At 68.6% G+C, this 11,742-nt stretch carries 12 protein-coding genes and 1 tRNA gene; 6 read left to right on the forward strand and 7 right to left on the reverse strand.

Annotation, left to right across the window (positions count from 1 at the left end):
- The first annotated feature begins 3 nt into the window (after positions 1-3).
- The 4 genes from JWP54_RS11875 to JWP54_RS11890 all read left to right on the forward strand — a co-directional run bounded on the left by JWP54_RS11875 (position 4) and on the right by JWP54_RS11890 (position 2,402).
- Positions 4-85 (forward strand) — tRNA-Leu (locus tag JWP54_RS11875).
- 131 nt (positions 86-216) lie between these two features.
- The gene (locus JWP54_RS11880) at positions 217-879 is read left to right on the forward strand and encodes a heme oxygenase (biliverdin-producing) (protein WP_297372242.1); all 663 of its coding nucleotides are present in this window, start codon (positions 217-219) and stop codon (positions 877-879) included.
- Positions 880-882: 3 nt separating this feature from the next.
- Positions 883-1,560: a DedA family protein gene (locus JWP54_RS11885; RefSeq protein ID WP_297372245.1), complete on the forward strand. Its 678-nt coding sequence runs from the start codon at positions 883-885 to the stop codon at positions 1,558-1,560.
- A 107-nt stretch (positions 1,561-1,667) separates the two neighbouring features.
- The gene (locus tag JWP54_RS11890) at positions 1,668-2,402 is read left to right on the forward strand and encodes a VTT domain-containing protein (RefSeq protein WP_297372248.1); all 735 of its coding nucleotides are present in this window, start codon (positions 1,668-1,670) and stop codon (positions 2,400-2,402) included.
- A gap of 12 nt (positions 2,403-2,414) precedes the next feature.
- On the opposite strand, the gene JWP54_RS11895 is transcribed toward JWP54_RS11890, so the two are convergent.
- The 4 genes from JWP54_RS11895 to murI form a co-directional block, all read right to left on the reverse strand.
- Positions 2,415-3,335 carry a cation diffusion facilitator family transporter gene (locus JWP54_RS11895; protein ID WP_297372250.1) on the reverse strand — a complete coding sequence of 307 codons (921 nt, stop codon included), beginning with the start codon at positions 3,333-3,335 and terminating at the stop codon, positions 2,415-2,417.
- 108 nt (positions 3,336-3,443) lie between these two features.
- Positions 3,444-4,034, reverse strand: coding sequence for an RdgB/HAM1 family non-canonical purine NTP pyrophosphatase (rdgB, locus tag JWP54_RS11900; RefSeq protein ID WP_297372253.1), 591 nt, complete (start codon positions 4,032-4,034; stop codon positions 3,444-3,446).
- Between the two features lies 1 nt (position 4,035).
- Positions 4,036-4,770: a ribonuclease PH gene (gene rph, locus JWP54_RS11905; RefSeq protein WP_088455547.1), complete on the reverse strand. Its 735-nt coding sequence runs from the start codon at positions 4,768-4,770 to the stop codon at positions 4,036-4,038.
- Entirely contained in the window at positions 4,767-5,639 is an 873-nt protein-coding gene (gene murI / locus JWP54_RS11910) for a glutamate racemase (RefSeq protein ID WP_297372264.1), read from the reverse strand. The genes rph and murI overlap by 4 nt, the downstream gene beginning before the upstream one ends.
- Before the next feature lie 178 nt (positions 5,640-5,817).
- On the opposite strand from murI, the gene JWP54_RS11915 reads away from it, so the two are divergent.
- Entirely contained in the window at positions 5,818-7,050 is a 1,233-nt protein-coding gene (locus JWP54_RS11915; RefSeq protein WP_297372267.1) for a beta-ketoacyl synthase, read from the forward strand.
- Between the two features lie 45 nt (positions 7,051-7,095).
- A complete protein-coding gene (locus JWP54_RS11920) occupies positions 7,096-8,433 on the forward strand; it encodes a nicotinate phosphoribosyltransferase (RefSeq protein WP_297372272.1) in 1,338 nt (445 codons plus the stop codon).
- 42 nt (positions 8,434-8,475) lie between these two features.
- On the opposite strand, the gene JWP54_RS11925 is transcribed toward JWP54_RS11920, so the two are convergent.
- Genes JWP54_RS11925 through JWP54_RS11935 form a run of 3 tightly spaced genes read right to left on the reverse strand, consistent with a single transcriptional unit; the run spans position 8,476 to position 11,123 of the window.
- Positions 8,476-8,772, reverse strand: coding sequence for a DUF3039 domain-containing protein (locus JWP54_RS11925; protein ID WP_265399575.1), 297 nt, complete (start codon positions 8,770-8,772; stop codon positions 8,476-8,478).
- Between the two features lie 18 nt (positions 8,773-8,790).
- Positions 8,791-10,365, reverse strand: coding sequence for a hypothetical protein (locus tag JWP54_RS11930; protein WP_297372276.1), 1,575 nt, complete (start codon positions 10,363-10,365; stop codon positions 8,791-8,793).
- The gene (locus JWP54_RS11935) at positions 10,341-11,123 is read right to left on the reverse strand and encodes an ABC transporter ATP-binding protein (protein ID WP_297372285.1); all 783 of its coding nucleotides are present in this window, start codon (positions 11,121-11,123) and stop codon (positions 10,341-10,343) included. The genes JWP54_RS11930 and JWP54_RS11935 overlap by 25 nt, the downstream gene beginning before the upstream one ends.
- Positions 11,124-11,742: the final 619 nt, after the last annotated feature.

Below are 11,742 nucleotides of genomic sequence, written 5' to 3' on the forward strand. Positions count from 1 at the left end.
CTCGCGGGAGTGGTGAAATTGGTATACACGCAGGTTTTAGGTACCTGTGCCGGAAGGCGTGAGGGTTCAAGTCCCTTCTCCCGCACCGACGAAGCCGGCTGTCGGCCCACAGATGCCGTCCGGCTCCGCTGCTATCGAGAGATTTGCCCAATCCTGCCCACCCGCAGCGGTGGAGCTTAGGATTGCCTTACTCGTTCCCCCAGCAGATCGGTTCTCATGACCGCGTCCCCAATCAGCACCGAGCACTCCATGGACCAGCAGCCGAGCCTGGCCGACTACCTCCGCGCCAGCTCGAGCAGCCAGCACAGTGACACCGAGACGCGCTCGTTCATCACCGAGCTGATGAGCGGCGCGCTGTCCCTCGCGGACTACACGCGCTACCTGGGCCAGTACGCCTGGGTCTACGAAGCCCTCGAGCAACTCGTCGACCGTGTCTCCCAGGTGGACCGCAATGAGATCTTCGACCCCGCGCTCGACCGGCTACCGGCCATCGAGAGCGACCTGGCCGCCCTCGGCGTGCAGAACTGGCGCCTCGAGCACCCGCCGCTGCCGTCCACGACGGCCTACATCGCGCACCTGCAGTCCCTCACCAGCGCGGACAGCGTGCGCTGCCTGGCGCACCACTACACCCGCTACCTCGGGGACCTGTCCGGCGGTCAGGCCATCGCCGCACTCGTCGCCCGGTACTACGGGGCAGCGCCGGAACAACTCGGTTTCTACAGGTTCGATGCCATCAACAACATCGTCCAGTACAAGCGCGCCTACCGCGACAAGCTGAACTCCCTGTCGCTGCCACCCGCGGATGTGGACACCCTCGTTGCCGAGGTCGACGCGGCTTTCACCTACAACGGCGCGGTCTTCGACGGGTTGGCGCGCTAGCCGATGGTGCGCGCCGCGGCACTGGACGGGCAGCTCAGCGACTTCCTCGCGAGCGCGGGCGTGGTGGTGTTCTACCTGCTGGTCTGGGCGCTCGTCTTCGCTGGCACCGCCCTGTTCCTGGGAGTCTTCATCCCCTTCATCACGGGCGACTCGCTGCTGTTCGGCGCCGGCCTGGTGGCCGCTTCCACGGCCAGCCTGAACATCGTCGTGCTCGCCGTCGGCGTCGGCGTCGCGGCGTTCCTGGGCGACCAGGTCGGTTTCCTGCTCGGCCGACGCTACGGCCGCGGCCATCTCGACACACGCGGCGGGCGGCGCACCCAGCTGGCGATCGGCAAGACGGAGTCGTTCTACCTCAAGTACGGCTGGTGGGCCGTGGTGGTGGCCAGGTTCATGCCCTGGGCCCGCGTGTTCGTGCCCGTGGTCGCCGGTGTCGGCCGCATGAACTACTACAAGTTCCTCTCCAGCAACCTCGTCGGCGCGCTCGCCTGGGGTGTGGGAATCACCTTGACCGGCTACTACGCCGCCGCGATCCCGGGGGTGAAGAGCGCCGCGTACATCATCGCTGGTTTCTTCATCACGGCGTCGATTGTGTTCGGCCTGCGCACCTGGTTCGCCGATCGTGCCAGCATCCGCCGGGAAGTGGCCACGGGTGGCGGGCCACCCAGCATTTTGGGGGGATAGCCACCCCCGCCGCCCGGCGGTCTGGGTCAAGAACGCGGTAACCTGTAGCGACGCAAGCGATCACCGCCGACTGGCCGATCTAGCCGCCGCCGACTGGAGTTTTCTTCGTGATAAACACTGCACTCATCCCGTGGCTCGACCCGGAGATCCTCATCAACGGCTTCGGGCCGTGGGCGCTGCTTGGTGTCTGCGCGATCGTCTTCGCCGAAACCGGCCTGCTGATCGGGTTCCTGCTGCCGGGTGACACGCTGCTGGTCATCACCGGCCTGTTCGTGTTCTTCGACATCATCACCATCGACATCTGGTGGGTCGCCCTGGCCATCGGCGGCGCGGCGTTCGTCGGCGGCGAAGTCGGCTACCTCATCGGTCACCGGCTCGGCCCGCGAGTGTTCGAACGCAAGGAATCCGGCCTGTTCAGCGTCAAGAACGTGCAACGCACCAACGCGTTCTTCGTGCGCTTCGGCGGCTTCGCCGTGATCGCCGCCCGCTTCGTGCCCATCGTGCGCACCTTCGCCCCGGTCGCCGCCGGCGTGGGTCACATGGACTACCGCAAGTACAGCCTGTACAACTTCATCGGCGCCATGATCTGGGGAGCCGGACTCACGTTCTTCGGTTACTTCCTCGGATACATCCCGCCGCTGGCCGACTTCGTGCGCGACTACATCGACCTGATCCTGCTGGGCGCCGTCGTGATCACCCTGATCCCCACCATCTATCACTACGTCCAGTCCACGGTGAAGGCCCGCCGTGAGGCTCGCGCCGGCGTGAGCGTCGACCCGGAGAAGCTGGTGCTCGACCCGGAGACCTTCGACACGAACAACGACGGCAAGCACGAGGCCTGAGCTGACCGGTGCTCAGCGGTGCGAGTGGTGCTCGTGCTCCGCGTCCGCCGCATGGTCGGCCGGTTCCAGCTGGAACGTGGAGTGGTCGACGTCGAAGTGGTGGGAGAGGCACTCGGAGAGCTCGCGCAGCAGTTCGCCCGACCTACCCGCCGCCAGCAGTTCAGGTTCGACGACGATGTGCGCGCTGAACACGCGTGACCCCGAGGTGATCGCCCAAACGTGCACGTCATGCACGGCCACGACACCCGCGGTGCCCTCGAGGTGCTCACGGATGGCGCGCACGTCGGTGTCCGCCGGTACCGACTCGCTGAACACCCGCACCACGTCACGCAGCAGCCCGAACGCCCGCGGCACGATCATCGCGGCGATCACCAGCGACGCGATCGCGTCGGCCTGCGCGAAGCCGGTGGTGAGGATGACGACGGCGGCGACGATCACGGCCACCGAACCCAGCGCATCCCCCAGCACTTCGAGATAGGCACCGCGCATGTTGATCGAACCGGCGGCGGCCGGGCGCAGCAGCAGGATTCCAATGATGTTCGCGACCAGGCCGATCACGGCGACCACGAGCATCGGCGCCGCCAGCACGTCGCCGGGGACGCCGGAGGCGAGCCGGCTGGTCGCCCCGACGACAACGAACCCGGCCACGACGAGCAGGATCATGCCGTTGATCAGCGCACCGAACACCTCTGCCCGCTGGTAGCCGAAGGTCTGCCGGTCGGTGGCGGGGCGCGCGGCGACCACGGTGGCGGCGAGCGCGATGATGAGCCCGGCGAGGTCGGAGAACATGTGGCCGGCGTCGGCGAGCAGGGCCAGGGACCCGGTGAACCAGGCGCCGACGATCTCGACGACGAGCACGGTGGCCACCAGCCCGATCACAACCGACAGGCGCGCCCGATTGCGCGTCGAAACGGATGCGTGATCGTGACCCATGCCCCCACGCTACGAGCCTGACCGCCTGAAAGCGAGCCCCGCCGCCAGTTGGGAATGAGTGCCGTTCTCAGCAGTCTCCCACGGCCGGCCCGCGGGGCTAACCCCTGGTCACACGCCCAGAAGTTCGGTGAGCACCGGACCGAGAGCTGCGAAGGCGATGGCCCGGTGGCTCTCGGCGTTCTTCACGTCGGCCGGCAGCTCCGCGGCGGACAAGTCGTGTCCGTCCGGCTGGAAGATCGGGTCGTAACCGAATCCGCCACCGCCGGCCGGCTCGCGCAGGATCCGGCCCGGCCACTCCCCCGTGACGGCTCGTTCGACGCCATTCGGCAGGGCCAGCGCCGCAACGCAGGTGAAGTGCCCGGCCCGGTGCTCGTCGGCCATGTCACTGATCTGCCAGAGCAGCAGTCGCAGGTTCTCGTCGGGGTCCCTCGCCGGGCCGCCCCAGCGGGCGGAGAAGATACCGGGCGCGCCGCCGAGCACGTCTACGCAGATGCCGGAATCATCCGCGATCGCCGGCAGCCCGGTGTACGCGGCCGCGGCACGCGCCTTGATCAGGGCGTTCTCGGTGAAGGTGGCGCCGTTCTCGACCGGCTCCGGGCCGTCATAGGCCAGCACCTCGAGGCCGGGCAGCATCGGCGCGAGGATCCGGCGCAGCTCCTCGACCTTGTGGGCGTTGTGGGTGGCGAGAACGACGCGCATCTCAGCGGCCCAGCGTGGTCTTCTGCAGTTCGGTGAGGGTGATCGCCCCACCGAGGGCCAGGTCGAGCAGGGAGTCGAGCTCACTGCGGTCGAAGGGGGCGCCTTCTGCCGTGCCCTGCACCTCGATGAACTTGCCGCGGCCGGTGACGACGACGTTCATGTCGGTCTCGGCGCGCACGTCTTCGGTGTAGGCCAGGTCGAGCATCGGCACCCCGGCGATGATACCCACGGAGACGGCGGCGACGCTGTCGGTGAGCGGCTGCGCCTTCTGGGCGATGAATTTCTTCTCGCGGCCCCATTCGAGCGCGTCGGCCAGCGCCACGTACGCGCCGGTGATCGCGGCGGTACGGGTGCCGCCGTCGGCCTGCAGGACGTCACAGTCGATGACGATGGTGTTCTCGCCGAGCGCCTTCATGTCCACGACGGCGCGCAGGCTCCGGCCGATCAGCCGGCTGATCTCGTGGGTGCGGCCGCCGATGCGGCCCTTGACCGATTCCCGGTCCATCCGGGAGTTCGTCGATCGGGGCAGCATCGAGTACTCGGCGGTGACCCAGCCCTTGCCCTTGCCGGCCATCCAGCGCGGCACACCGTTGGTGAACGAGGCCGTGGCGAGCACCTTGGTGCGGCCGAACGAGATCAGGGCGGAGCCTTCCGCCTGGTCGCTCCAACCGCGCTCGATGGTGACGGGACGCAGCTGGTCGTTGGTGCGGCCATCGGCGCGCAGGATGTCGGTCACGGGTACTCCTTGAAAATACGCGGTGTGGTGGACGACGCGGCCAGACTGGCCACCTCGCTGAGACTGATGGTGCCCGTCGCGACCAGGTCGACCCGGGCGATCTCCGGGCCGAGCAGCCGGTGGGCGAGGCGGAGGAAGTCGTCGGCGCTGTCACCGGTGGCCTCGTAGCGGTAGGTGGGCGGGGTGGTCACGGCCCGCTCCAGCCCCTGGCCCACGAGGACCCGGTAGACGTCGTTCGCGGTCTCGGTGTGGCTGGACACCAGCGTCACGGCATCCCCCATGACATAGGAGATCACTCCGCGCAGGAATGGGTAGTGGGTGCAGCCGAGCACCAGGGTATCGACGTCGGCGGCCTTGAGCGGAGCCAGGTACTCCTCGGCGACCCGCAGCACCTCATCGCCGGTGGTGACGCCGGACTCGACGAATTCCACGAAACGCGGGCAGGCCTGCGAGAACAACTGGATGTCGGTGGCCGCCGCGAAGGCGTCGTTGTACGCCCGCGACTTGACGGTGCCCGCCGTGCCGACCACACCGACCCGCTTGTTGCGGGTGGTGCCCACCGCCCGGCGCACCGCCGGCTGGATCACCTCGATCACGGGCACGCTGTAGCGCTCCCTGGCGTCCCGCAACACGGCGGCGGATGCGGTGTTGCAGGCGATTACCAGCAACTTCACATCCTGGGCGACCAGGTCGTCGAGGACCTCCAGGGCGTACCCGCGCACGTCGGCGATCTTCTTCGGCCCGTACGGGGAATGGGCGGTATCCCCGATATAGAGGATGGACTCGTTGGGTAGTTGGTCCTTGATGGCGCGGGCGACGGTGAGTCCGCCGACGCCGGAGTCGAAAATCCCAATCGGTGCATCAGTCACGACAATCAAGCCTAGCCGGGTTCGGCATTCGCCCCGGCGTGACACCGCTATATGCCGGGAACGCCCCAACGTACGTAGAGACGTATATACCCGTCACTACACTCGGCATATGGGCCAGGTCAACCAGACAGAGCCCCACCGTAAGACGTCCCTCGTGCCGTCTGAGGAGATGATCGTCATGAATGATCGAGTCGTAATCACCGGCCTGGGCGCCTTGACGCCCCTGGGCAACTCGTGGACCGAGACCTGGGACGGCCTCACCAACGGCCGCAGCGGCGTGGCCCGCATCACCCAGTTCGACGCGACCGACCTGCCCACGCAGATCGCCGGCGAGGTCAAGGGCTTCGACCCGGCGACGCGCATGTCGATCAAGCAGGTCAAGCGGGCCTCCCGTGCCTCGCAGCTGGCCATCGCCGCCGCCCGCGAGGCCGTGGCCGACGCCGGCTTCGGCCCGTCGATGGAGGGCATCCACACCGCGGTCATCGTCAACAGCGCCGTCTCCGGCTATGCCGAGATCCAGGACGCCACCGAGCATGTCAACGCCGGCAGCGCCCGCCGCATCTCTCCCCGCTTCGTGCCGCAATCGCTGATGAACATGGCCGCCTGCGAGATCGCAATCGACCTGGGCGTGCACGGCCCGGTGAACGCCAGCGCCCTGGCCTGCGCGAGCGGTGCGTACGCGCTGCTCGAAGCCCGCACCATGCTCATCACCGGTGACGCCGACGTCGTCATCGCCGGCGGCGTCGAAGCCGCCATCACCCCGGTGATGTTCGCCGGGCTGAACGCAATGCACGCCGCGTCCACCCACAACGAGGAGCCCACCGAGGCCAGCCGACCGTTCGACGCGAACCGCAACGGTCTCGTCTTCGGCGAGGGCGCGGTCGTGTTCGTGATGGAGCTGCTCTCCCACGCCACGGCCCGCGGCGCCCGCGTGTACGCCGAGGTGCTCGGTGGCGCGCTCACCAGCGACGGCTTCAGCATCGTGGCCCCCGACCCGTCCGGCCAGTACGCCAGTCAGGCGATCACCCGCGCCCTGGACCGGAGCAAGCTCAACCCGGCCGACATCGACATGATCGTCGCCCACGGCACCTCCACCCAGGCCAATGACAAGGCCGAGACCCTGGCCATCCGTCAGTCCCTGCGCCACTTCGCCGACAAGATCTCGATCACGGCCCCCAAGTCGATGACCGGGCACATGATCGGCGCCGCCGGGGCGCTCTCCGCCCTCATCGGTGCGCTGTCGATCAAGAACGGCATCGTGCCGCCCACGATCAACCTGCGCACCCCCGATCCCGACTGCACGCTCGACTACACGCCGCTCACCGCGCGCATCCAGCCCATCAAGCACGCGCTGGTGAACGCGTTCGGCTTCGGCGGCCAGAACTGCATCGTCGCGTTCGGCGCCCTCTGAACCGCGAGCGGCGGTGCGGGAGGTCATGCGGCTAGGCTTGCCCGCGTGACCGAGTCCTCTGCATTTCGAACCGACCGTTATGAACTCACCATGGTGGATGCCGCGATCCAGAGCGGCACCGCCGACCGGGAGTGCATGTTCGAGGCCTTCGCCCGGCGGCTGCCGGCCGGGCGGCGGTACGGGATCGTCGCCGGCACCGGCCGGCTGCTCGACCTGATCAAGGACTTCCGCTTCGGGAACGCCGAACTGGACTGGCTTCGGGACAACAACGTGGTGCGGCCGCCCACGCTGGACTGGCTGGCGGACTACTCCTTCGGCGGCAACATCTGGGGCTACCGCGAGGGAGACGCCTACTTCCCCGGCTCGCCGCTGATCCAGGTCGACGGTACCTTCGCCGAGTGCGTGGTGCTCGAAACGGTCATCCTCAGCGTGCTCAACTACGACAGCGCCGTGGCCAGCGCCGCCGCCCGCATGGTGTCGGTGAGTCTGGGTCGCCCGCTGGCCGAGATGGGCTCCCGCCGCACGGGCGAACACTCCGCCGTTGCCGCCGCCCGCGCCGCGTACATCGCCGGGTTCGGCTCGACCAGCAACCTCGAGGCCGGCCGGAGCTGGGGTGTCCCCACTATGGGCACCGCCGCACACTCCTTCACCCTGCTGCACGACAGCGAGGAAGACGCCTTTCGCGCCCAGGTCGACGCCTTCGGCGCCTCGACCACGCTACTCGTCGACACCTACAACATCGAGCGCGGCATCGAGCTGGCCGTTCAGGTCGCCGGCCCGGGCCTCGGCATGATCCGCATCGACTCCGGTGACCTGCCGACCGTCGCCGCCGCCGCGCGCGCGCAGCTGGACGCGCTCGGCGCCGTGAACACCGGCATCACGGTGACCAGCGACCTCGATGAGTTCTCGATCGCGGCGTTGTCGGCGTCCCCGGTGGATGCGTTCGGTGTGGGCACCTCGCTCGTCACGGGTTCCGGCGCCCCGGCTGCCGGCATGGTCTACAAGCTCGTTGCGCACAAGAACGCCGACGATGACTGGGTGTCGGTGGCGAAGACCGCGGCGTCCAAGGCGTCCGTCGGCGGGCGGAAGAGCGCGGTGCGTCGTGTGGACTCGGCCGGCACCGCCCGGGAGGAAGTGGTGCTGGTGGATGCCGACGGTCCGGCCTCCCCGCCGAACGAGCTGCCCCTGCCCGACACCGACGGCTTCGTCGAGCGGTCGCTGCTGGTGCCGCTGATGGTGGCCGGCGTCGTGGACGAGCGCTACCTGGGTGTGGCGGGCACGCACCTGGCCCGCGAACACCACGCCGCGGCAATGCGCGAACTACCAATCGACGCGTTCCGGCTCGGCCGCGGCGACGCCGTCATCCCGACGGTGTACCGCTAGCCGGCCCTGTTCCGCGAGCTGGGGTGGCGGCCGGTTCGCCGGTCAATCCTGCTTCATCTTTTCGTAGATGGCCTTGCAGGTCGGGCAGACCGGGAACTTCTCCGGGTCGCGGCCCGGCAGCCACTTCTTGCCGCACAGCGCCTTGACGGGCTTGCCGGAGAGCGCGGATTCAAGGATCTTGTCCTTGGGGACGTAATGCGAGAAGCGTTCGTGGTCGCCGGGCTCGATCTGCTCCTGGTTGAGGAGCTCCTCGAGCTCGCGGTCGAGGGTCGAGGTTCCGCCGCCGGTTCCGGGGCCCTGGCCGGGGTCGGCAATGCTCGCGCGAGTGTCGTGTGTCATACGTTCAAGTGTATGCAGCTACGCGCGCAATGCCGAGGACAGCATTTCGGGGCCGCGCCGCTCGAACGTGCGGGAGCCGGCCCACACGCCGCCGATGAGCACCAGCACGCCGCCGCCCAGCCCCCAGTAGAGGGCCGGCAGATTCCAGATCGGATCGACGAAGATACCGAGCACCAGGCACACGATGGCCGGGATTGCCACGACGATCGAGCCGACGAAGGTGAACGACTGGATGATCGCGGCGGCGGTGTCCGACGCCTGCGGCTGTGCGAACGGGCTATCGCCGGGTTTCGTGGCCGGGTAGGGGAACCGTGCGGAGGTGTAGCTGGAGAAACCCAACCCCGCGAGAAGGATGCAGGTGCTCACGCCCAGGAGTCCGGGCAGGACCGCCCAGTCGCCGTAGAACGCGACGCTGACAGCGGCGCCGAGGCCGATCAACGGGATCCCCACGAACAGGGCCGGCACGAGCCGGCCGACCCGGTCGGCGACGCCGCGGGGCCCCGAGACCACATGCAGCCAGATGGCCGTGTGATCGTAGGCGACATCGTTGTGCAGCGTCCAGCCGAGGAACACGCACATGAGCGGAACCGGCACGAGCGAGAGGTATTCGACCGGCACTCCCGCGATGGCGAGCGGCAGGATCACCAGCACCGGCACGATGGGAATCATGACCAGGGAGACCCAGTAGCGCGGGTCCCGGCCCCAATAGGTGATGCTGCGAGCCGCGATGGCGCCGGTCGCGTTGTGCGGCATCCGGTCGAACCAGCCCAAGCCGCCGTACGCCCGCGCCTGCGCCTCACGGCCGGGCGAGACGAGCATCCGGGAAACCAGGCCCTGCCAGGCGAGCCAGAGCAGGAACGCGGTCGCGGTGGCGATGAGCAACCGCAGGAGGGAATCGCCCCAGGCGCCCGTGGCGGCGTCGCCGGGAACGGCCCAGGCCGCGCCGAGCGGTGTCCATCCGAGGATGGCCGCGAACCCGCCGAGCAGGTCGAGCCCGTACCGGCTCCAGTCCATGTTGAACAGGAGCACGATCACTGGGGTGAGGATGACGATGAGCAGGACTCCGAGGATGCCCGAGAACTCTCGCGCCCGTCGAGTGGACAGCATGAACGCGGCCAGCGAGGTACTCACCCTGGAGGCGAGCATGCAGGTGGCCAGCAGCAGCGCGGCGGCGACGATGGCAAGCAGGGTCTCCCCCGGCCCCCTTGACCAGGTCACGATGGTTCCCAGCAGTACCAGCGCCAGGGCGGTGGCGGGCACACCCACCAGTGACGAGACGGCGAGGCCGAACGCCAGCTGCTTGTTGGGAATTCCCATGGTGGAGAATTTGCGCGGGTCTATGCTGTCATCCACGCCGAAGATCAACGGGATGAGGAAGAACCCCAGCACCACGATCGAGCCGCCGACGATGAGGCCGTCACGGATGGCACCGATGTCCTCGACACCGCGGAAGGCGACGAGCATCGCCGCCAGCGCTCCCGCGACGAGCAGCCCGTAGAGCAGGCCGAGCACAACTCCCACGACCTGCCAGGGGCTGCGCCGAAAGAGGTTGGCGAGGAGCCTGAGCTTCAGTCCGAGAAATTGTGCAACCACTCCAGGCCCTCCGCAACCTTTCGTCCGCCGGCCAGGTCCACGAAACGTTCCTCGAGGGAAGCGTTCCCGCGCACCTCGTCGATGGTTCCCGATGCCAGGACGGACCCCTGCACGATGATGGCGACGTTGTCGCACACTCGCTGGATGAGGTCCATGCCGTGGCTGGAGAGGATCACCGTTCCGCCGCTGGCGACGTAGCGCTGCAGGATCTCGGTGACGTTCACCGCCGATACGGGGTCGACGGACTCGAACGGTTCGTCGAGTACCAGCACCCGGGGTGAATGGATCATGGCGCAGGCGAGCGCGATCTTCTTGCTCATGCCGGCCGAGTAGTCGGCGACCAGACGGTTGAGGGCGCTTTCCAGGCCGAAGGCCGCGGCCAGGTCGGCCGAACGGGCCCGCACGGTCTCGGCTTCGAGGCCCCGAAGCACACCGGAGTAGTAGAGCAGCTGGGCGCCGGTGAGCCGGTCGAACAGGCGGAGCCGGTCCGGCAGAACGCCGATGGCCCGCTTGGCGGCGACCGGGTCGGCCCACACGTCGATGCCGTGCACGTGGATCGTGCCGGAGTCCGGCCGAAGGAGTCCGGTGATCATGGACAGTGTCGTGGTCTTGCCCGCGCCGTTGGGGCCGACGATGCCGTAGAACGACCCGGCGCGCACCTCGAGGTTGACGCCGGCGACGGCGACATTCTGGCCGAAGCGCTTGTTGAGTCCGCTGACCGCGATCTCCACGGGGGCGTTCGGGTTGACGACGGCGATTGCCGCGGTGCGTGGTGCGAGAGGCTTCCGCACGAGGGGAGTGTTGCGGGACGTTGCCGCGGCTGCAGTCGACTGGCTGGGCGCTGCCGGAGCGGTGGGTACCGGAGCGATCTCGACCGGCGGCGTCGCAGCCGGTGGTGCGGGAACCGCTGCGGCCTGCTTCCGGGCGACGCGGGTCAGCCGCCAGAACGGGCGACGCTCGGTTGGAGCGGGCTCGGCGGGACGGGAGGGGGTCGAGGTGGTGGTTGCAACGTCGACGGCGGCCGCAGGCAGGTCGGCGTCAACCGAGGCAGGCTCGGCCAGGACCGGCTCGGCCGGCGCTGACGCATCCGGCACGGTCCCGTCCGGTGCGGCCTTGACGGGTGCAGGCTGCACAGGCACGGATTCCACAACGACAGCGCCGGCGGCCGCCGGCTCCTCACGTGTGGACTGTGCGGGTTCGTTGACGGCCGGCGCGCTGACGGCGCCCTCCGCTACGGGGGCGCTCTGGGCACTCGAGTTCGTCGTCTGGTCCGAGTACACGTCGGTGGGGGTGGCGCGCGCTGCGGCAGCCGCAGTGGCAGCCGCCGTTGCTGCGCGTGCTGCGGCGGTGGCCGCGGACCTGGCTGCGGCGGCTTTC

This window comes from Cryobacterium sp. (genome assembly GCF_025463825.1).
GTDB lineage: Bacteria > Actinomycetota > Actinomycetes > Actinomycetales > Microbacteriaceae > Cryobacterium.

What these genes read in the sequence shown, in the direction of transcription:
- JWP54_RS11885 (WP_297372245.1), top strand. Translation starts at nt 883, where the DNA reads ATGGTGCGCGCCGCGGCACTGGACGGGCAGCTCAGCGACTTCCTCGCG.
- JWP54_RS11895 (WP_297372250.1), bottom strand. Translation starts at nt 3,335, where the DNA reads ATGGGTCACGATCACGCATCCGTTTCGACGCGCAATCGGGCGCGCCTG.
- JWP54_RS11880 (WP_297372242.1), top strand. Translation starts at nt 217, where the DNA reads ATGACCGCGTCCCCAATCAGCACCGAGCACTCCATGGACCAGCAGCCG.
- JWP54_RS11915 (WP_297372267.1), top strand. Translation starts at nt 5,818, where the DNA reads ATGAATGATCGAGTCGTAATCACCGGCCTGGGCGCCTTGACGCCCCTG.
- rdgB (WP_297372253.1), bottom strand. Translation starts at nt 4,034, where the DNA reads ATGCGCGTCGTTCTCGCCACCCACAACGCCCACAAGGTCGAGGAGCTG.
- JWP54_RS11925 (WP_265399575.1), bottom strand. Translation starts at nt 8,772, where the DNA reads ATGACACACGACACTCGCGCGAGCATTGCCGACCCCGGCCAGGGCCCC.